The organism is Bartonella sp. AP19HLJMH, assembly GCF_042196245.1.
Classification (GTDB): Bacteria; Pseudomonadota; Alphaproteobacteria; order Rhizobiales; family Rhizobiaceae; genus Bartonella.
Genome location: NZ_JBHIPX010000002.1, coordinates 191,167 through 211,625, shown reverse-complemented (window position 1 = coordinate 211,625; position 20,459 = coordinate 191,167). Strand labels below are relative to the sequence as shown.

18 protein-coding genes are annotated in these 20,459 nt (G+C 38.6%); 5 read left to right on the top strand and 13 right to left on the bottom strand.

The window, feature by feature from the left end; translation table 11 throughout:
* The 10 genes from cyoD to acnA form a co-directional block, all read right to left on the bottom strand.
* On the bottom strand, positions 1-633 hold a 633-nt coding region (gene cyoD / locus ACFINR_RS02360; protein ID WP_375652408.1), incomplete at its 3' end, for a cytochrome o ubiquinol oxidase subunit IV.
* A complete protein-coding gene (locus tag ACFINR_RS02355; RefSeq protein WP_375611434.1) occupies positions 633-1,301 on the bottom strand; it encodes a cytochrome (ubi)quinol oxidase subunit III in 669 nt (222 codons plus the stop codon). The genes cyoD and ACFINR_RS02355, both read right to left, overlap by 1 nt.
* Positions 1,298-3,316 (bottom strand): cytochrome o ubiquinol oxidase subunit I, encoded by a 2,019-nt coding sequence (gene cyoB / locus ACFINR_RS02350; RefSeq protein WP_375611433.1) that lies wholly within the window; start codon positions 3,314-3,316, stop codon positions 1,298-1,300. The genes ACFINR_RS02355 and cyoB overlap by 4 nt, the downstream gene beginning before the upstream one ends.
* A 76-nt stretch (positions 3,317-3,392) precedes the next feature.
* Positions 3,393-4,364, bottom strand: a complete 972-nt coding sequence (cyoA, locus tag ACFINR_RS02345) for a ubiquinol oxidase subunit II (RefSeq protein ID WP_375611432.1) — start codon at positions 4,362-4,364, stop codon at positions 3,393-3,395.
* A gap of 130 nt (positions 4,365-4,494) precedes the next feature.
* A complete protein-coding gene (gene aroQ, locus ACFINR_RS02340) occupies positions 4,495-4,947 on the bottom strand; it encodes a type II 3-dehydroquinate dehydratase (RefSeq protein WP_375652407.1) in 453 nt (150 codons plus the stop codon).
* Between the two features lie 54 nt (positions 4,948-5,001).
* Positions 5,002-6,135 carry a DNA replication/repair protein RecF gene (gene recF / locus ACFINR_RS02335; RefSeq protein ID WP_375611469.1) on the bottom strand — a complete coding sequence of 378 codons (1,134 nt, stop codon included), beginning with the start codon at positions 6,133-6,135 and terminating at the stop codon, positions 5,002-5,004.
* Between the two features lie 20 nt (positions 6,136-6,155).
* Positions 6,156-7,277 carry a DNA polymerase III subunit beta gene (dnaN, locus tag ACFINR_RS02330; protein ID WP_375606188.1) on the bottom strand — a complete coding sequence of 374 codons (1,122 nt, stop codon included), beginning with the start codon at positions 7,275-7,277 and terminating at the stop codon, positions 6,156-6,158.
* Positions 7,278-7,463: 186 nt separating this feature from the next.
* Complete coding sequence (gene dnaA / locus ACFINR_RS02325) at positions 7,464-9,035, bottom strand: chromosomal replication initiator protein DnaA (RefSeq protein WP_375611430.1); 1,572 nt, start codon at positions 9,033-9,035, stop codon at positions 7,464-7,466.
* Positions 9,036-9,737: 702 nt separating this feature from the next.
* A complete protein-coding gene (gene rpsT / locus ACFINR_RS02320) occupies positions 9,738-10,004 on the bottom strand; it encodes a 30S ribosomal protein S20 (RefSeq protein WP_273790272.1) in 267 nt (88 codons plus the stop codon).
* Positions 10,005-10,241: 237 nt separating this feature from the next.
* Positions 10,242-12,929 (bottom strand): aconitate hydratase AcnA, encoded by a 2,688-nt coding sequence (acnA, locus tag ACFINR_RS02315; RefSeq protein ID WP_375612829.1) that lies wholly within the window; start codon positions 12,927-12,929, stop codon positions 10,242-10,244.
* 295 nt (positions 12,930-13,224) lie between these two features.
* Between acnA and ccmA the strand changes: the two genes are divergently transcribed.
* From ccmA to ACFINR_RS02290, 5 genes are read left to right on the top strand one after another with little or no spacing between them, the layout of a single operon-like run.
* Positions 13,225-13,836 carry a heme ABC exporter ATP-binding protein CcmA gene (ccmA, locus tag ACFINR_RS02310; protein WP_375611428.1) on the top strand — a complete coding sequence of 204 codons (612 nt, stop codon included), beginning with the start codon at positions 13,225-13,227 and terminating at the stop codon, positions 13,834-13,836.
* Between the two features lie 11 nt (positions 13,837-13,847).
* The gene (gene ccmB, locus ACFINR_RS02305) at positions 13,848-14,513 is read left to right on the top strand and encodes a heme exporter protein CcmB (RefSeq protein WP_375611427.1); all 666 of its coding nucleotides are present in this window, start codon (positions 13,848-13,850) and stop codon (positions 14,511-14,513) included.
* Between the two features lie 46 nt (positions 14,514-14,559).
* Positions 14,560-15,339 (top strand): heme ABC transporter permease, encoded by a 780-nt coding sequence (locus tag ACFINR_RS02300; protein ID WP_375611426.1) that lies wholly within the window; start codon positions 14,560-14,562, stop codon positions 15,337-15,339.
* Positions 15,327-15,578, top strand: a complete 252-nt coding sequence (locus ACFINR_RS02295) for a hypothetical protein (RefSeq protein ID WP_375652406.1) — start codon at positions 15,327-15,329, stop codon at positions 15,576-15,578. Before ACFINR_RS02300 ends, ACFINR_RS02295 begins: the two co-directional genes overlap by 13 nt.
* Positions 15,553-16,146, top strand: coding sequence for a DsbE family thiol:disulfide interchange protein (locus tag ACFINR_RS02290; RefSeq protein WP_375652405.1), 594 nt, complete (start codon positions 15,553-15,555; stop codon positions 16,144-16,146). The genes ACFINR_RS02295 and ACFINR_RS02290 overlap by 26 nt, the downstream gene beginning before the upstream one ends.
* An 841-nt stretch (positions 16,147-16,987) precedes the next feature.
* On the opposite strand, the gene ACFINR_RS02285 is transcribed toward ACFINR_RS02290, so the two are convergent.
* From ACFINR_RS02285 to ACFINR_RS02275, 3 genes are read right to left on the bottom strand one after another with little or no spacing between them, the layout of a single operon-like run.
* On the bottom strand, positions 16,988-17,989 hold the full coding sequence (locus tag ACFINR_RS02285) for an Hsp33 family molecular chaperone (protein ID WP_375652404.1): 1,002 nt from the start codon (positions 17,987-17,989) through the stop codon (positions 16,988-16,990).
* 36 nt (positions 17,990-18,025) lie between these two features.
* Positions 18,026-18,961: an ornithine carbamoyltransferase gene (gene argF, locus ACFINR_RS02280; RefSeq protein WP_375630517.1), complete on the bottom strand. Its 936-nt coding sequence runs from the start codon at positions 18,959-18,961 to the stop codon at positions 18,026-18,028.
* Positions 18,958-20,172, bottom strand: a complete 1,215-nt coding sequence (locus tag ACFINR_RS02275; protein WP_375652425.1) for an aspartate aminotransferase family protein — start codon at positions 20,170-20,172, stop codon at positions 18,958-18,960. The genes argF and ACFINR_RS02275 overlap by 4 nt, the downstream gene beginning before the upstream one ends.
* Positions 20,173-20,459 lie beyond the last annotated feature (287 nt).

The window sequence follows — 20,459 nt, the reverse complement described above, 5'->3', positions numbered from 1 at the left end:
CATAGGCATTTCTGAACCAGGTGCTTGATCTACAGGAGTTTGCGTACTTAGACCCTGCCCCATAGGCATTTCTGAACCAGGTGCTTGATCTACAGGAGTTTGCGTACTTAGACCCTGCCCCATAGGCATTTCTGAACTAGGTGCTTGATCTACAGGAGTTTGCGTACTTGCACCTTGCTCCATCGAAACCTCTGAGCCCTGTATCTTTTCTGGCTGTTTTCTTACGGATATATCTTTGTTTGATAACTGCTCAGACACTGAAGAATCATCTCTACTTGATATTTCCGGTTCAATAACACGTCCTGAACCACCCATCATATTATAATTCAAATGAGAAATAGCCCACCAAGTTCCCCCAATAATAACAAAAACGCAAATAGCAGCAAACCACAACGCGCTTAAATTCCACTTGGCGTCTGGACCAGAATTCAAGTGCAAAAAGAAAACAATTTGTACTATAATCTGAATAATCGCCATCCCAATAAGATACGCAACCTTTGTACTAACTGCCCAACTTTCCATCATTCCATACATCACAGGAATAAAAGAACCCAAAGTGAAAAATACAGCCAGAATAAAACCAACCAAATAGGAACCAGTACTGGGACCATGTGTTTCATTTTGCACGCTCATCACAACGCTCCTAATAGATAAACCATGGTGAAAACACCAATCCATACAATATCAAGTAAATGCCAAAAAATGGAAAGACATGCTAAACGTGTTTTATTGTTCTGATCCAAGCCATTACGACGAAGATGAAAAAACATCACAACCATCCAAAGAAGGCCAACACTTACGTGAAGTCCATGAGTGCCAACCAAAGCAAAAAATGCTGACCAATAAGCAGAGAGAATTTCCCGTCCAAAAAGCTGTAAACCTGTTGCAGGATCAATACCCGCATAAGCATTTGGATCGAAATAAAAAACCTCACTCAAAAGTTCATGAAATTCGTAAAGTTCCATACCAATGAAGCAACACCCCAATACAAAGGTAACAGCCATCCATAAACGCACACCACTGATGTTATTTTTATGTGCTTGTACCATTGCAAAGCCATAAGTGACGGATGAAAACAACAAGAAAGCAGTCTCAACCAAAACAAACTTTAAATCTATAAACTCACTGCCCGCTTTACCACCACCATAAGAAGCAGAAAATACAGCAAAACTTGAAAACAGTGTCGAAAACAGGATTAAGTCTGAAAGAATATAGACCCAAAAACCAAACGTCATTACCGAGCTACTATCGTGGTGAAGTTCATCTATAGTACTCGCGTTATTCATTGTTACAGCACTCATACTGTCACTCCTTGTTCTTTAAGAACAGCCGTAAAGGCATCTTCAGTTTTTTGCACTTCTTCAGCTGGAATATAGTAACCATGATGATCACCTGTTAATGAATGACACACAAGCGTTGCAATAAAACCAACCAGTCCAACCGCAACAAGCCACCAAATATGCCAAACAAGCGCAAAACCAACAACTAATGAGAAGAAGCCAGCAATAATTCCAGCCGATGTATTCGATGGCATATGAATTTTTGTAAATCCACTTGTTGGCCGTTGATAACCACTTTTCTTCATATTCCAATAAGCATCATCAGACTGTATCTTTGGAAGGAGGGCAAAATTATAAGAAGGAGGCGGTGAAGAGGTAAACCATTCAAGTGTACGTGCATCACCCCAAGAATCATTTAATGTTACCGGTAAGTGCCCTTTATGCTTAATACCGTACCAAATCGCCAAAACAACCTGTAGCACAAAACAAAGGATACCAAGTAAGATAATACAAGCACCCAATGCAGCAATAATAAACATCGGCTGCCAACTAGGTTCCATGTAATGCTGAAGACGACGCGTCGCCCCCATTAAACCAAGCGCATAAACGGGGAAAAAGGCAAGGTAAAAACCAATAAACCAACACCAAAAAGATGTAATACCTAGTATGCGATTTGGTTTATAACCAAAAACTTTTGGAAACCAAAATGCAATCCCCGCTAAGTACGCAAAAACCACACCTCCAATAATTGTATGATGGAAATGTGCTATCAAAAAGAGCGAATTATGAAACTGCCAATCAGCAGGAACAATAGATAATAAAACACCTGTTAATCCGCCACCAACAAATGTAAAGATCATACCCATGCACCAAAGCATAGGAGGCTCAAAGCGAATCCGACCTCTATACATCGTAAGCAGCCAATTAAAAACTTTTACACCGGTTGGAACTGCAATAATCATCGTAGCAATACTAAAGAAGGTATTTACAGCTTCACCCCCACCCATTGTGAAGAAATGATGGCCCCAAACAAGAAGCGAAAGAATCAAAATAACCAACATGGCCCATATCATTGAAGTATAACCAAAGAGGCGTTTTGAAGAAAAAGTTGATACAACTTCAGAAACAATTCCAAAAGCAGGAACAACCAAAACATAAACCTCAGGATGACCAAAAACCCAAACATAGTTAATCCATACCATCGGATTTCCGCCACCAACATTGGTAAAGAAATTCATGTTCAAATAACGATCACATGCCAAGAGTGCAAATGCTACAGCCAAAACAGGATAAATGACTACAATAAGAACATTGCTGACAAAAGCACTCCAACAAAAAATAGGCATTCTCATCATTGTCATTCCAGGAGCACGCATTTTAATCATCGTTGCAATAAAATTCACTGATCCCATTGTTGTTGCAATACCAGAAAGCTGAAGTGACCATAAATAATAATCTACCCCTGTATCTGGACTCGTTTGCAATTCTGTAAAAGGTGGATACATCAACCAACCACCACGACCAAAATTCCCAACACCTAGGGATATGTTAATCAATATCGCCCCTGCAGCCGTAATCCAAAAACCTAGATTATTTGCAAAGGGAAAAGCAACATCACGCGCACCAATTTGAAGTGGTATAAGATAATTAAAAAGACCAAATAAAATAGGCGTGGCCATGAAAAAAATCATGATCGTACCATGCGCCGAAAAAATTTGATCAAAATGCTCAGGGGGCAAATAACCTGCTGTTTCACTCCCAAGAGCTAAAGCTTGATGCGTTCGCATCATAAGTGCGTCCGCAAAACCGCGAACAAGCATAATAATTCCAAGAACGATGTACATAATACCTATGCGTTTATGGTCAACCGTTGTAATCCAATTTCGCCATAGAATCCCCCACCACCCAAGTACTGTTAGAGCAATAACAGCAATTAAACCAACCAAAACAATCGCAATACATGTATACAAAACGATCGGTTCATGTGCAAGCGCATGAAAAGCACCTGCCGTAGGATCTGTAAGTCTTCCAAACATTTCTCAACCCATTTCAAATGAAATTCAAGTTTAAAAGAAACCTTTGTTAAAAGGGCTCTTTACTTTATTGACTCTGTTAAATAACATCAGGATCAAATACTGAACATAGTGCACCCCATAGCGTCTGAGCAGCAGCACGTTTCATTAAATCTTCATTACATACCGTCTTTTCATCGACACATCGATTAACAACACGATAGTAAAGCCGCTTCTCAACAGGTGCAAAATAACGAACTTCAGCATCTTTTTCCTTCGCAGCAATATCACCCATACGAGGCGCAATAGAAAGTTGACGATAAGATGAACGATCAAGTACTCGACCATTAGCCCGAGCTTTTACAATCCAATCCTCAAAATCCTGCAAAGACACAGAATGCCACTTAAACCGCATACCCGAAAAACCATCACCACTATAATTTGCTGAGGCTCCTTTGAATACTCCTTGCTCTTCAGCGACCAAATGCAACTTAGCATTCATCTGCGGCATAGCGTAAAGAACTGTACCCAATTTGGGAACCCAAAAAGCATTGACAGAATTCTCTGACGTCAATTGCAATAAAACTTGACGTCCTTCAGGCGCATAAATCTCATTAATCGATGCAACACCGTATTCAGGATAAATAAAAAGCCATTTCCAATCAAGAGCAACAGCATCAATCTGTAATGGCTTTCCTTCACCTACAACTTCCACTGGAAGAGGATTTGTAGGTTCAAGCTTATAGGTATAATAAGCTGTTAATGAACCTAAAACCATTACAATTACAACTGGAATACCCCACATCAATGCTTCAATTTTATTTGAATGTGCCCAATCAGGAGAATAGTCCGCTTTCATATTCGATGCACGATATTTTATAGCTAAAAATACCACACTCACCATAACTGGGATAACAATACAAAGCATCACCACCACACAAACAACGATCAAAATGAGCTGTTGACGTGCAACATAACCTGATGGCTGCATAACATCAATTTTACAACCAGACAAAAGCAGTGCTCCCCCTAAAATCACAAGCATTTCTAATTGTCTAACAAAGCTTTTCATCTCTATTTACCCCCGTCATACGCACTAAAAACTGTCATAAATATATACCTCACATTGTACAGATTTGAAAATAATTATCAAGAGAATTAAATGCCTATATTACTCTTATTAAACGCTTACTCTTTACCTATCACAATTTAATTGTTTTGCTTAATTGTTTTGCAATATACTCAAGTGCAAACCGATATCCATCACCTCCACACCCAATTATGATAGCGTCTACACCTGCAGATGTATAAGAATGGTGACGAAAAGCTTCACGCTGATAAATATGAGATAAATGAACTTCTACTTTCAGCCCTGAAAACATTTTTAGGGCATCAAGAAGTGCAACAGATGTATGACTGTAAGCCGCTGGGTTAATGATCAATCCAGAACTTGCCTCTATTGCTTCTTGTATCCATGCCACTAATTGCCCTTCATAGTTACTTTGATAAAAATTTATTATAATATCATTTTTTTTTGCCCATTCTCTGCATCTTTTTTCAATATCTTCTAGAGTTTCAGTTCCATAAATTTCTGGCTCACGTTGACCTAGAAAATTTAAATTAGGACCATTTAAAATCGTTATTATCTCTGACATAGCAAGCCTTTTCTTTCAGACCTATCACTTATTAAAAAAATATTTAGCATGTTTTTACGGCAATAAAGCTCCATCCTTAATCTCAAAGAATTCTGCGCGTCCTTTTAAGTCATCAAATAAAAGACGATCTGTTCCTGTCATAAATGTTTGTACAGCTAAATCATCAAGAATATCAAATAGAGCAGCACGTCGATGCGAATCAAGATGGGCAGCCATTTCATCAAGAAGAAGAATGGGAGATCTTTCCGACATCATACCTGTTAGACGTGCATGACACAAAACTAAACCTGTTAGCAGCGCTTTTTGTTCACCTGTTGAACAAGATGTTGCTGCTCTATTTTTATCAGCATAAAAAACCTGCAAATCTGCACGATGTGGTCCTTCTAACGTCCGACCAGCAGCACGATCCATTGCGCGATTATGCCGCAATCGATCACAAAATTGTTCTTCAACTTCAGTTGCTGATATTTCACTAAGAGCTGTTTCTAAAAAACCATCAATTTGCAAAAAAGCTCGTGGAAAAGGTATCTGTGAGGGCATTTGTGTAAACATGTCATTTAAAAGACGAATAACATCAACACGCGCCGCAGAAATAGCTGTCGCCAATTCTGCCATTTGCTTTTCTAAAGCATCAAACCAAGCACAATCTTCATTTCCATCTAAAAACAAACGATTACGTGCGCGCATAGCTCTATCATAATCGGCTATGCGGCGCCTATGCAAGGGATCAATCGCCAAAACCATACGGTCCAAAAAACTACGGCGCTCAAGTGAAGGACCTGTAAAAAGACCATCCATAGACGGTGTTAGGACACTAATATGACAATAATCTGTTAGGCAATCACTCGACTCATTCACACCATTAATATGGACCTTTCGACTGTTATCGCTAACCTCAAAAGCTGTACCAATCTTTACTTCACCATAAAGAGCGCATTCAAGACGCGCAAATACAACAAATCCTCCACCACCACCATCTACAAAACTAACGTCAGAATAAACAGCACGCCGCAAACCACGACCAGGAGAAAGAAAAGATAACGCCTCTAAAAGATTCGTCTTACCAGCACCATTATGGCCAGTAAAAACCACATGCTGACCAGAAAAATGAATATTGAAAAAAGAATAATTGCGATAACGTAAAAGCTTCAGCTGCCTCACTGCCACTTTGTGCACATGACTGGCCATGCATTGCAAAACAACGGCCCCTAAACGCGAATAGGCATCAGTACATAGAGCACATCCGCATCATCATTATCACGAATCAGAGCTGGTGCTCCAGCCTCAGCCAACATAAAAACCATCTCATCACTTGAAAGCTGCCCAGCAATATCCAAAAGATAACGTGAATTAAATCCTATCTCAAGCGGTTCAGATGCATAAGTTACTGATAATTGATCTTCTGCACTGCCCGAATCTGGGCTATTAACAACAAGCCTTAACTGTCCATGCTCAATCGTTAATTTAACTGCACGCCCCCGATCACTTGAAATCGTTGAAACACGATCAACTGCAGAAGAAAAGTCCTGCCTATTAACAATTAATTCTTTATCATTTCCAAGAGGGATAACACGTTGATAATCTGGAAATGTTCCATCAATTAATTTTGATGTAAAAATCACAGAGCCTATAGAAAAACGAATTTTTGTCTCCGAAAGCTCTATACATACATCGCTATCATTTTCTTCTGAAAGAAGTTTTTGCAATTCTCCTACAGCTTTACGGGGAACAATAACACCAGGCATTCCCTCAACTCCCGAAGGAGCTTCCATCTCAACTTGTGCCAAACGATGACCATCAGTTGCAACCAAACGCAATTTCAAAACACCATCATTAATAATATGGAAATAAATACCATTAAGATAATAACGGGTTTCTTCAGTAGAAATGGCAAATTGTGTACAATCAAGTAAATGTTTTAAGCCTGATGCCGATAAAGAAAAACGATAACCAAATTGCCCAGGAAGCGACTCTGGAAAGTCTGCCTTCGGAAGACATTGAAGCTGAAAATGTGCACAACCCGAAACAACGGACATTGTACCTGCTTGATTCTCATCGAGGGATAATACAACTTCATTGCTATCAGGAAGTTTTCGAATGATATCATAGAGCAAATGTGCCGGAACAGTTGTTGCTCCAGCTTGTTTAACATTAACTGCAAAAGATTCCATAACCTCTAAATCAAGGTCTGTTGCTTTTAACTGTACACGGCCATTTTCTGCATCAATCAACACATTCGATAAAATAGGAACAGTATTACGGCGCTCTACCACACGGTGAACCCGACCAAGAGACTTGAGAAATTGACTGCGATCAACTGTAATACGCATAAAAGCCCCGTATGATTTACTAAAAACTATAAGAATTCCTTAGAATTAAAGAATAGATCCCTTTAGAGAATCGCCTGCTAGAGTTTATTAAACCTCTCTTAAAATGGCAAGTCACTCCTGCATAAGAAAAAATAAATCTTTTCATTAAATTCTTTAAAGTCTCTCCAAAGAAAGAAACGATAAACACTATACAGCCTGTTCTCCAATCAACCGCTTAAGCAACTCAAGTTCCTTAGCCAAGGTCTGATCACCACAAACCAAATCTTCAATTTTACGCACAGCGTGTAAAACTGTTGTATGATCACGCCCACCAAAACGGCGCCCAATTTCTGGTAATGAGCGAGGAGTTAATACTTTTGCTAAATACATTGCAACTTGCCGTGGCTTCACAACCGTACGTGTTCGACGATTAGATAACAAATCCTGTTTAGAAACATTATAATGGCGTGCTACCGTACGCTGAATTTCTTCAATCCGAATACGCTTAGGTTCACCAGGACGTGTCAAATGACCTAATAACTCATCAATCCGCTCTAAAGATAAATCAGACTCAAAAGATTGACGAAACAAGAGCTGATTAAACGCACCTTCAATATCACGCCCCGACCCTAAAACCGTTTTCGCAATATATTCCAAGATATCATCAGAAATTGATACCATGCCATCATCTTGTTGTGCCACCTTCAACCGCTGGCGCAACATTTGCAAACGCATTTCATAATCTGGTGCTTCAATTTCAAGAGCTACCCCTCCCTGAAGACGAGAGCGAACGCGAAGATCAAGCGATTCTAATTCTGCTGGTGGACGATCTGCAGCGACAACAACCTGTTTTGCACTATCAAGCAACATATTAAGCAAATGGCAAAACTCGTGTTGTATCGACTTACCCTGCAAAAACTGCATATCATCAATAATCAAAAGGTCGATATCACGAAGCTGTTCTTTAAAAGAAAGAGCATCATTATCACGAATAGCTGTTGCAAAACGCCACATAAAATATTCAGCAGTTAAATAAATAACGCGCGCAGACGTTAAACGCTTCAATGCAGAAGCAGCAATCGCTTGAAGCAAATGTGTTTTTCCTAAGCCAACAGATGCGTGAATAAAAAGAGGATTAAAACGTAAGGCACTTTTATGCCCCTCTGCAATGGAACGCGCAGCTGCTAAAGCAACACGATTAGAAGCCCCCTCAACAAAACTTTCAAAAGTATAGCGAGAATCAAGTGGAGATCCAAAAACTCCCGTTTGAGAATTCTTAACTGAATGCTCTGCGCAACTTTCAACAAAAGATGAAGTCGCCTGCTCCTCTAGCACAACAGGAGGAACACTTCTTTTACAAACGACATCTCTTGAAACGCGTTCCATACCACGAACAATAACTTCAACACGAAGAATTGCTGAATTCTCTTGTTTCCATAAATGAGTCAAAAGAGAACCATAGTGATTATTAATCCATGAACGTAAAAAAGCAGTAGGAACAGAAAGCTTTACAAGAGTATGACTATATTCAGCAAGCTTCACACGTCCAAACCAACTGGTATAAGCCTCAACACCAACCTGCACCTTTAATTGCGCCATAACACGTATAAAAGCCGCCGCACTTTCCTCCTCTGAAACAATAGAATGCCCTATAGAAGCATTTCTACAAACGTTCTCATCACTTTCCGTCATCCTATTCTTTATTATGTTCTCTGCCGACAGGATATTTACCGAAACCCTTTTAAAGGAACTAGCTTTAGAGTTCAATTTATCCACCATCTTCCATCCTGATAAAAATAAAATTTTGTCCTGCCAAACAACTAAAATAAATCTAGCGAAGGCAAAACGCCCTACCCCAAATAAGATTACTCACCCTCCCCTAGGATAGCCTCATCACAACCCTACTAACAAAGATGACCAATAAGATTTACTTGCACTCATGATATGACCCACCCTTCTAAAATGGTAAACATATCCATTAAGAAAACTAAAAAACCGTCAGAAAACCTCTCCAACACAAAAGTTTCGAAAAGCCTAAATCAAAACATCTTGTATTCAACAAAATACAGAATAATGCGCTGATGTGACCCCTTCATGCTTCTTAGTCTTCATAAGAACCATACAAAACAGCAGAGGTAAAATGCAAGAGGTCAAAATAAAATCAAAAAACCCGAAAAAAATGCTTATATTAATGAGGACTGAAAAAAATATTGATTCAATTCATTTTTTTTCTCTAAATTTACCAATAATTAAAGAATCTCTTCAGATTTAAAAAAAAAAATAAAATGCTTGACAAAAAAGACTCTGTACAAATCCACAAAGCTTGTGGATAACCATACCTCCCTCTATAAACTTTCTCTCCTTTTTCAAGTGGAGAATCATTATCGATTCTTATTTTCAATAGAAACTTTTTGAAATAATAAACAAAAAGCCAGCATCCTCATGGATACTGGCTTTGTTCTCAATTAAAGGAGAAAAAGCTTAAACGCTGAGAGCCTTCAAACGTTTAGCTAAACGCGATACTTTCCTCGCAGCAGCATTTTTATGAAAAACCCCTTTAGAAACTGCACGCATAATTTCAGGCTCAAAATTCTTAAATGCAATCTCTGCAGATGCCTTATCGCCACCCGCTAAAGCATCATCAAACTTACGTATAAAAGTACGAACGCGTGAACGGCGGGCCTTATTAACCTGTGTGCGCGCCGCAACCTTGCGCACCGCTTTTCGAGCAGAAGGTGTATTCGCCATAAATATAATCTCTCTTTCAACACCTTGGTAAAATAAGTCTCAATAACAACTCTACCAATATAAATAAATCCAACCCAAGCAAAACTATAAAGCTGCCTATAACCGTGTGGGTTATAGCGCAATCCTAAAGCTAACGTCAATTAGATTTTCAAAGATAGCCATAAAAAAACGAAGCCAAACTCTTTGATCCGCAACTTTATAGCTTAATAATAGATATTCCTTAACAAACAAAAGAATTTAAACGGCTAACTTACGCAAGACATATTGCAAAATTCCACCATGATGCAAATAATCTAGCTCATCTTCAGTATCAACACGGCATAATAATGGAACGGTTTTTACCGTACCATCAGAAAAAGTAATTTTCGCTACAGTCTTTTGACGAGGTTTCAAGTTATGAATCCCTTCAATTGTCACCTTTTCATCTCCCTTTAAGCCTAAAGATTTCCAACTTAGCCCCTCCTCAAAAACAAAAGGGACAATGCCCATACCAACAAGATTAGAGCGATGAATCCTTTCAAAAGACTGCACAATCACTGCTTTGACACCAAGAAGATTGGTCCCCTTGGCAGCCCAATCGCGGGATGATCCATTACCATATTCAATACCTGCAAAAACAACGAGTGGAATACCTTCTTGTTTATACGCCATTGCTGCATCGTAAATGGTTTGTTCTACCGCTGACGGATAATGAACCGTATAACCTCCTTCTCGACCATTTTCCCCTAACATGAAATTACGAATGCGAATATTGGCAAAGGTCCCACGCACCATAACTTCATGATTCCCACGACGCGTTCCATACTGATTAAAATCAGCCACTTTAACACCATGATCCATTAAATATTTTCCGGCAGGAGAAGCTGCTTTAATAGAACCAGCAGGAGAAATATGATCCGTCGTGATTTTATCACCAAATAAACCTAAAATCCGTGCATCTTTAATATCTGGTAAGATATCAGGTGTTTTCTGCATATCATCGAAATAAGGTGGATTGCGTACATAGGTGGATTGCTCATCCCAAGAATAGGTAGAACCCGTAGGAATCTGAACTTTTTGCCAATTTTCATCTCCCTTAAAAACATCTGCGTACTTTTCGGCAAAAACCTTCCGCGTGACATTTTTTTCGATAAACTCCTGTATTTCTTGAGAAGTTGGCCAAATATCTCTCAAATAAATGGGGTGGCCATTTGAATCTTCACCTAGAGGCTCCTTGGTTAAATCTTTACACACCGTCCCGATGAGCGCATGTGCAACAACTAACGGTGGTGAAGCTAAATAATTCGCTTGCACATCAGGGGAAACACGCCCTTCAAAATTACGATTTCCTGAAAGAACCGCAGATGCAATTATACCATTGTCATTAATCGTTTTGGAAATAGCTGGATGCAAAGGACCAGAATTCCCAATACATGTTGTGCACCCAAATCCTACTAAGTTAAATCCTAATGCATCTAAATCTTTTTGCAGACCCGAATTTTGAAGGTAAGCTTCAACGACTTGTGAACCAGGTGCAAGAGAAGTTTTTACCCATGGTTTACTCTTAAGACCCTTTGCCACAGCATTTCGTGCCAAAAGACCCGCAGCAATAAGAACACTTGGATTCGATGTATTCGTACACGACGTAATCGCAGCGATCACCACATCACCGTGACCAAGCGTATATTCTTCACCCTCAACCTGATAACGCTTATCTTGTCCAGAAGTCTTCTTATAGTCTTCGACCAATGCCTTCTCAAAACCCTGCCCAACATTTTCCAATGCAATACGTCCTTCAGGACGTTTAGGACCAGCCATAGAAGGGACAACGGTTCCCATATCTAATTCAATTGTATCACTAAAAATGGGATGAGCCACCATTTCATCATGCCACATCCCTTGTGCTTTGGTGTAAGCCTCCACTAAGGCAATCCGACTTTCATCACGCCCTGTCATATTGAGATAACGCACTGTCTCCTTATCAATTGGGAAAAAACCACACGTTGCTCCATATTCAGGTGCCATATTTCCAATCGTTGCCCGATCAGCAAGCGTCATATGCTCCAAACCAGGACCAAAAAACTCAACAAATTTACCGACAACACCCTTCCGACGTAGCATTTGGGTCACCGTTAATACGAGATCGGTGGCTGTTACACCTTCCTTAAGTTTACCTGTTAGACGAAAACCAATCACTTCAGGTAACAACATAGAAACAGGTTGGCCTAACATTGCTGCTTCTGCTTCAATACCACCAACCCCCCAACCTAAAACCCCTAAACCATTTACCATAGTCGTATGCGAATCAGTTCCCACACAGGTGTCAGGATAAATCGTCTCACAGCCCTCTTCATTCTTCATCCATACACATTGTGCTAAATATTCTAAGTTAACCTGATGACAAATCCCTGTTCCTGGAGGAACAACGCGAAAATTTTGAAAGGCTTGTTGCCCCCATTTAAGGAAACGATAGCGTTCACCATTGCGTTCATATTCATGCTCAACGTTTTCCTTAAAAGCCATGGAATTGCCAAAAGCATCAACAATAACTGAGTGATCAATGATGAGATCAACGGGAATGAGAGGATTGATTTTTTCAGCGTTACCGCCAAGTTTAACCATAGCATCACGCATTGCAGAAAGATCAACAACTGCTGGAACACCTGTAAAATCCTGCATAAGAACACGTGCAGGACGGTAAGCAATTTCTGCCCCAGCGCTCCCTTTGTCGTTTAACCACTTAGCAACATTGAAGATATCCTCTTTTTTAACTGTGCGACCATCTTCGAATCGCAATAAATTTTCGAGAATAACTTTCATCGAAAACGGTAAACGAGAAACACCTTCAAGTCCGTTCTTCTCCGCTTCAATCAAGCTATAATAAGTATATTCTTTGCCACCAACATTTAATACTCTACGACAATTAAAGCTATCAATTTGAGTCATGACTGTCCACCCTCATACTATAACCACCCAATTTCCAGGAATGAACAACACAAACTACGAGTCAAGGTCGCAGCTTGAGCGCAGACGCAATTACCTCCGCCATCCATTTCCCCCTCCACCCTCTAGGCATAATGCGGAAATCAGCGCCAGAAACCATTTTACACCAGATATTGATGTAAGGTATCCCTTATAGAACTATTTCTAGAACTATTCTAGGTACAATTGCATAAAAAATGTGTTTTTTATTCTATAATGCAATAAAGAATATGAAAATAAAAATAAAATAGGCAATCACATGGTGTTATCAGGCAAAGATTTAGCCGCTTACAGAAACGAGGAAATTCTGTTTCAAGGTCTTTCTTTTTGTTTATTTTCACAGCAACTTATGACAATCACCGGTCCTAATGGTATCGGAAAGTCTACATTACTCCGAATCATTGTCGGTCTTCTTGAGGCTGCTGAAGGTCATATAATACTTAAAGACCATGATCAAATATACCCTGTTGCAACTGCTTGTCATTATCTTGGTCCTCAAAATGCTATGAAACCTCTCTTATCTGTCATTGATAATTTGCAATTTTGGGCAGATTTTTACGGTCAACATTTACGTTTTGCGCATGAAGCTCTTGCCGATATTGGTCTTTCTAACCTTGAACATTTACCCTTTAACGCTCTGTCAACTGGACAACAAAGACGCGTAGCTATTGCGCGCCTTTTGCTCTCCTATCGTCCTCTTTGGATTTTAGATGAACCAATATCTGGGCTTGATAACCATGCTCAAAAACTCCTTGCTCGTATTTTCCAGCGTCATCTCAATCAAGGTGGTATGATTATCGCTGCAACTCATAATTCCATAGGCATTCCAGAAAACCATAAAATCGCTCTGGAAAAATTTTTACCTCTCTAGGAGAGAATAAAATGAAAGCACTGTTCTGGCGTGATCTTAAACTATTATTAGCGCTACAAGCCACTTCACTAACAGGATTATTGTTTTTTATCGCTGTTGTTGTCATAACCCCCTTTGCCATTGGACCAGATCCCAAAACTCTTGCACAAATAGGACCAGGTATATTGTGGTTTGGAGCCCTTCTTGCAGGACTCCTCAATCTGAACAAACTTTTCCAAATCGATCGCGATGATGGTAATCTCGACCAATTTATCCTTTCAGGAAAAAGACAAAGTTTTACACTAATTGTCTTTACAAAATGTCTTGCCCATTGGGTAGGAACAATGCTTCCTCTTATTTTTGCCACACCTATTTTAGCCCTCATGCTCCATTTAGATGTAGTAATAACTTTTACAACAATACTTACCCTTTTATGCGGAACACCAGCTATTATTTTTATTGGTGCTATAGGCGCTGCACTCGCAACCTCATTGTTGCACAGTACTTTGCTTATTTTTATCATTATCTTGCCGTGGATCATTCCAATTATGATTTTTGGTGTTTCCGCTGCTACAGCCCCAATAAACCCAAATACCTCTTTTCTCACTTCTCTAGCTCTTCTCAGCGCTTTTTCACTTCTTTTGAGTCTCTTTAGCTCTTTTGTTGCTGCGATAACGCTTAAACTTTTATCAGAATAATAAAAGATGATTGCCGCATAGCAAAACTCTGCCTATTATGAATTTTATGAATAAACTATCTCGTACATATAAAATCAGGTTACTCCCTGCAAGTTTCACCCTTTTCATGAAAATAAGCAGAGTCGTCTTACCTTGGTTGGCCGGCATAACATTGTGTTTCCTTATCTTAGGGCTTATTCTAGTGATGCATTCCCCTGATGACTATCAACAAGGCATTACTGTTAAGATTATGTACCTTCATGTACCCTTTGCGTGGTTGTCTACATTCTGCTATGTAACGATGAGTGCAGCGGCTTTAGGAAATCTGATTTGGAAATATCATCTTGCTGATGTAGCACTTAAATGTGGAGCGCCTATTGGGGCAATTTTTACCGCCTTGGCTCTCATGACAGGAGCGCTTTGGGGGCGACCTACATGGGGAACATGGTGGGTCTGGGATGCACGATTAACATCAGTTTTAATTCTGCTTTTTATCTATCTCTCCATTATCCTGCTTGGGCGTGCTTTTGACAACCAAGTAAAAGCCGCTCGTGCTACTGCAATTCTTACACTTGTTGGATTTGTTAATATCCCTGTTATTAAATTTTCCGTTAATTGGTGGAATACATTGCATCAACCAGCATCATTGTTACGTGCTGGAGGATCAACAATCGACAATGCTATGTTATGGCCCCTTATAACAATGCTCTTTTGTTTCATCTTTATGTTTATTGCTCTTTATTTGATGGCTATGCGAAATGAAATCAATCGTCATTATATCCGAATACTTCAGATTAAAAAATCCCGTCGTGCACAACAACAGGACGCTTCATCATGCTCGACCTAAATGGCATCCACGGCGAACTTTTAGGAAATCTATCTCAGAAAATTGATTTTTTCCTGAGCACCCTTAAACACGAGCAAATTGTTGTTTTAAGCTATGTGCTTTCTGCAATATCCCTCTTATGTCTTATTGGATATATTCTTTGCAAAGCCCTCTACCAAAAAAAAATTCTCCAACAGCTAAACAAAAAAGAGCTGTCACAAAAAGAAAAGTATAATGAAAAACATCCCTCCAAAACTTAAAAAAAATATATCTTTGCCTGTTCTGCTTGTTTTTTTTGGACCATTTGTGCTTTTTCTTCTTCTCATGATGTTTTTTTTCAACTTTATGGATAAAAAACACCTTCAAGATTCTTCTCTTCTCCCAAACGCATTAGCTGAAAAACCTGCTCCCAATATTTATCTTCCTCTTCTTGATAAAGAAAGTTATCTCAATTCAAAACAGTTTAAAGGACGTGTCACATTGGTCAATTTTTGGGGTTCTTGGTGTTTGCCCTGTCGCGAAGAGCATCCTATTCTTATGCAAATTGCACAAGATAAACGTTTTGATCTGATTGGTATTAATTACAAAGACAATAAAACAAACGCCCTGCGCTTTTTAAACAGTTTTGGTAATCCTTTTAAATTTATTGGCTTTGATGATTCAGGATATACAGCCATTGATTGGGGAATATATGGACCTCCAGAAACCTTTCTCTTGAATAAAGAGAGCATCATTATTGCCAAACATGTTGGTCCCTTAACATGGCAAATTTATCAAAAAAAAATTCTACCAAAAATTGAACAAGCGATTATGACAGAAGAAAAATAATGCAGGTTTGTAAAAACATAACGTTTTATCATGCTATGTATGCTATTTTATTTATACGGACCATCATTCTTCTTAGAAAAATTTTACAAGAGCATTACCATTATTGATTCAAAAACATGTGTAAAGAAATATCTGTTTGGGAGCTTTATTTTTGATTATTTGGACAAAACAATATTGCTATAGAACCATCGTTAGCTCAGTGACAGCAACCAACTATTGTTTTCAAAATCATATAGTATTTTTTCTCCGCTTTTTTATCTGAAATACACATTGTTATGAGGGGACTTCACCACTATTCTCATCTTTATAAAATAATAAATCTGCTCTTTTGCAGCGTCATTGTTATATTTATTCCCATTACACTTATCTGTTCGTAATAGACTCCATAAAGTCTATATTGAATCTATACATTCTTATTCTCTCGATAATTTCCCTTATGATTATAACTAATAAGCTTTATTGAGTCTTAATAAGATAAATTCGAGTAAGAAAATATGACTACAATCAAAAAGTCTCATTTAACAGAGAAGATAAGTTATGAGTACATAATCAATTTATCAATGAAAATTATAAAAGAATTCATTGTAAGAAATAAACTTTTGAGATGTAAAAAGTACAAAAGAAGCTTTTTCGAGAGGAGAAAATATATTTTACAGAGAACTCTTTTTTAAGCACTCTATGACGTAATTACCGATCTCAACAGAACGATCACTCGTATACACTAAAAAAACTCTAAGACAAGAAATATTCTAGAAGTTCATATGAGCTTATGCGTAAACTTTTATGACGCAAATAAAATAGGCTTTTGTTGCAATCATCATTTTTTATGAAAAATATTTGATTATGTTTTTTCTTCTAAAAATTCTTGCGGTGTAAAACAATATGTTTTTGAGCAAAACTCACATGTGACTGAAATATATTTATTTTTAACCATTTTATTGCGTTCATCAATAGAAAAGCCTTCTAGGATTCCTTTAATTTTTTCGTGTGAACAAGAACATTGATCGACAAGAGAAAAAGGGTTAAAAACTCTAACACCTGGTTCATGGAAAAGACGGAACAAGAGCTGTTTACTACCGACTTGGGGATCTGTTAATTCTGAACTTTCAATCGTTGCCATGAGTATTTTAGATTCCTGCCATTGGTTATCCAATTGGGTATGAGTTTTCGTTTCTTCTCGCTTTTGATGAAGGGCTTCTATTTTATGATGAGACGATTCTTGGGGTAAAAGTTGGATCAAAATACCTCCAGCTCGCCAGCTTTTCTGCGGTTTTCCTTGTTGGTCACGATTAATTAATATAGCAACAGCCAGACGGATATCGGTAGGAATTTGTTCTGATTGATCAAAATAAATACGAGAAGCTTCTTGTAAATTTGATCCATCTAATGCAACTATCCCTTGATAGGGTTGCATATGGGGACCTTGATCAATGGTGAAGGCTAAAGTGCCTTTTCCTAAAAGTGTTTCTGAAGAGGTTTGACCATTGTCTATGGCTTGTTTCAGCTGTTCTTTATCAAAACGAGCGTATCCACGTAAACTGGAAGGAGGCGAAAAATCGCACACCAACATATTAACCGGTCCATCGGAATGGGTTTGTAGAATAAATTTTCCCGTAAGTTTTAGAGAAGTTCCAAGCAGAACCGTTAAAAGTAAAGCTTCTGCTAGAAGATAAGAAACCGGTTCAGGATATTGATGTCTGTTAAGAATAGAATTTAAAGTTTCCCCAAGTTGTACGGCACGTCCACGGATATCAAGTTCTTCAACTTGAAAGGGAATAACACTATCATCTTCATGCAAGAAGTTGTTGTTGAGAGAGGCTTCATCTTTAGCTTGTTCACTCATAGCTTTGCCTTTTTTATATAATTTGTTGTAGGGAGGCTATTGTGGAGAGAAAAACGCATCTTGTAAACACCAAGAAAGAATTGCTTTTTGAACATGAAGACGATTTTCAGCCTCATCGAAAACAACGGAGTGCGGTCCATCAATCACAGAATCAACAACTTCTTCACCGCGATGAGCAGGAAGACAATGCATAAAAAGAGCATCAGATTTTGCTAATTTCATGAGAGATTCATTGACTTGATAAGGCTGAAAAGTAGAACGACTGCGAGCACGAAATTCTTGTCCCATGGAGACCCATGTGTCGGTCATAATACAATCAGCATCTTGAGCTGCTTTTTGGGGATTATGGGTTAGTGTAAGATGCGCTCCTCGTTCACGTGCCCAATGGATAAATTTTTCCTGTGGCTCACTTCCCTTTGGAGTAGCAATACGCAAATGAAAATCAAAAAGAGCAGCAGCTTCAATTAAGGAATGGAGTACATTATTACCATCCCCCATCCACGCAAATATTTTACCAGAAATAGGCCCCCGATGCTCCTCATAGGTTAATATATCTGCTAGAATTTGGCAAGGATGTGTATCATCTGTAAGGGCATTAATGACAGGAATTTGTGCATATTGTGCCAATTCGAGCATACGTTGATGTTTTGTTGTTCGTAATATCACGATATCCACAAAACGAGATAAAACACGAGCCGTATCAGCTATAGTTTCACTGTGACCAAGCTGCATCTCTGAACCCGTGAGCATGATTGTATCTCCGCCAAGCTGGCGCATACTGATATCGAATGAAATACGGGTTCGTGTGGATGGTTTTTCAAAAATCATCGCAAGTGTTTTACCTATAAAAGGTTTTGAACCTTTTCCTGCTTTAAAAGATGCTTTAAGGATCTTCGCATAATCGATCAGTGCGCGTGCTATTGCTGGCGTTAAAATGGATAAGTCCGTGAAATGACGAAGAGCATTTGTCATGTGTGTGATATTTGTCTTTCTTTGTTTACTTGCGAAAGATAAGCTATTGCTTTTTCAATACGATGCAAACTTTCATCTATTTCTTCTTCTCTAATGATAAGAGGAGGCAATAAGCGCACAACGTTGTTGTTGGCAGCAACACTTAAGAGATGTTCATTTTCTAAAGCATTAACGACAAGATTTGAAGACACAACACACTGAATACCCAACATTAGCCCCATCCCCTGAACTGCATAGATAATATCAGGATAGATATTGAGAATATGCAAAAGTCTACTTTTTAGTTTATCCCCCATGCGCTGAACATGGTTGAGAAAACTTGGCTCTAACAAAATATCAAGAACACTATTTCCTACAGCCATTCCAAGAAGATTTCCTCCAAAGGTTGAACCATGTGTCCCAAGTGTCATGCTTTTTGCAACTTTATCCGTTGCAAGGCAAGCGCCTAATGGAAATCCCCCTCCTAATCCTTTTGCGAGGGTAAGAATATCAGGCGTGATATCACTCCATTCATAAGCAAAAAGCTTTCCTGTTCGTCCTATACCCGTTTGGACTTCATCTAAAATCAATAACAGACCATTATCATCGCATATTTTGCGCAAAAATCTTAAATATTCATGAGGGACCGTTCGTATTCCTCCTTCTCCTTGAATAGGTTCAATAAGAATAGCGGCGGTATTTTTATTAATAGCGTTACGCAAAGCGACTTCATCACAAAAAGGTACTTGAATAAATCCACCAGCTTTAGGTCCAAAGCCTTCAAGATATTTTTCATGCCCAGTCGCAGCAAGTGCAGCAAGTGTACGTCCATGAAATGCCCCTTCAAAAGTAATTATTTCAATGCGTTCTGAATGACCAGCAGCATAGTAATAATGGCGTGCCGTTTTGAATGCGCACTCCAATGCTTCAGTACCTGAATTGCAGAAAAAAACCTTATCCGCAAAACTATTTGCACAAAGCCGCGTGGCAAAAGATGCCTGTTCAGGAGATTGAAAAATATTAGAAATATGCCAAAGTTTTTCAGCTTGTATTTTGAGCGTATCAACCAATTTTGGATGTGAATACCCTAATGCGTTAACAGCAATACCAGATGTGAAATCAAGATAATGTTCTCCTTTATCGGAAATAAGCCATACACCATGCCCTTGTTCAAAATGCAAATTTCGTCTTGCGAAGCATTCATAAAGTGGTTGTATAGAGACGGCATCCATCATAATTCCCTTTATATTTTAGTCTTTTCAATATATATATATACAAAGCAACACTACAAATAAAACAGCATGGTATATTTCATTACGGTGCTTTCAACATTTCATTACGATTAGTGATTACACCTATAGAATAGATCATTACACCAATTGAAAAAAAGTCAATGAAGGTTCTACAAATAAGCATTTTGGGAAAAAGCCTTAAACAAAAGTGAAAGTTTAACCTATGATTGATTTGCAAGTTGGGGAAAACATTCTAAATAAACTCTTTAAGAGGTAAAGACTCTTGT

Excerpts from the sequence above, each read along its gene's own strand:
- ACFINR_RS02355 (WP_375611434.1), bottom strand. The coding sequence starts at position 1,301 with ATGAGTGCTGTAACAATGAATAACGCGAGTACTATAGATGAACTTCAC.
- cyoB (WP_375611433.1), bottom strand. The coding sequence starts at position 3,316 with ATGTTTGGAAGACTTACAGATCCTACGGCAGGTGCTTTTCATGCGCTT.
- cyoA (WP_375611432.1), bottom strand. The coding sequence starts at position 4,364 with ATGAAAAGCTTTGTTAGACAATTAGAAATGCTTGTGATTTTAGGGGGA.
- aroQ (WP_375652407.1), bottom strand. The coding sequence starts at position 4,947 with ATGTCAGAGATAATAACGATTTTAAATGGTCCTAATTTAAATTTTCTA.
- recF (WP_375611469.1), bottom strand. The coding sequence starts at position 6,135 with ATGGCCAGTCATGTGCACAAAGTGGCAGTGAGGCAGCTGAAGCTTTTA.
- dnaN (WP_375606188.1), bottom strand. The coding sequence starts at position 7,277 with ATGCGTATTACAGTTGATCGCAGTCAATTTCTCAAGTCTCTTGGTCGG.
- dnaA (WP_375611430.1), bottom strand. The coding sequence starts at position 9,035 with ATGGTGGATAAATTGAACTCTAAAGCTAGTTCCTTTAAAAGGGTTTCG.
- rpsT (WP_273790272.1), bottom strand. The coding sequence starts at position 10,004 with ATGGCGAATACACCTTCTGCTCGAAAAGCGGTGCGCAAGGTTGCGGCG.
- acnA (WP_375612829.1), bottom strand. The coding sequence starts at position 12,929 with ATGACTCAAATTGATAGCTTTAATTGTCGTAGAGTATTAAATGTTGGT.
- ccmA (WP_375611428.1), top strand. The coding sequence starts at position 13,225 with ATGGTGTTATCAGGCAAAGATTTAGCCGCTTACAGAAACGAGGAAATT.
- ccmB (WP_375611427.1), top strand. The coding sequence starts at position 13,848 with ATGAAAGCACTGTTCTGGCGTGATCTTAAACTATTATTAGCGCTACAA.
- ACFINR_RS02300 (WP_375611426.1), top strand. The coding sequence starts at position 14,560 with ATGAATAAACTATCTCGTACATATAAAATCAGGTTACTCCCTGCAAGT.
- ACFINR_RS02295 (WP_375652406.1), top strand. The coding sequence starts at position 15,327 with ATGCTCGACCTAAATGGCATCCACGGCGAACTTTTAGGAAATCTATCT.
- ACFINR_RS02290 (WP_375652405.1), top strand. The coding sequence starts at position 15,553 with ATGAAAAACATCCCTCCAAAACTTAAAAAAAATATATCTTTGCCTGTT.
- ACFINR_RS02285 (WP_375652404.1), bottom strand. The coding sequence starts at position 17,989 with ATGAGTGAACAAGCTAAAGATGAAGCCTCTCTCAACAACAACTTCTTG.
- argF (WP_375630517.1), bottom strand. The coding sequence starts at position 18,961 with ATGACAAATGCTCTTCGTCATTTCACGGACTTATCCATTTTAACGCCA.
- ACFINR_RS02275 (WP_375652425.1), bottom strand. The coding sequence starts at position 20,172 with ATGGATGCCGTCTCTATACAACCACTTTATGAATGCTTCGCAAGACGA.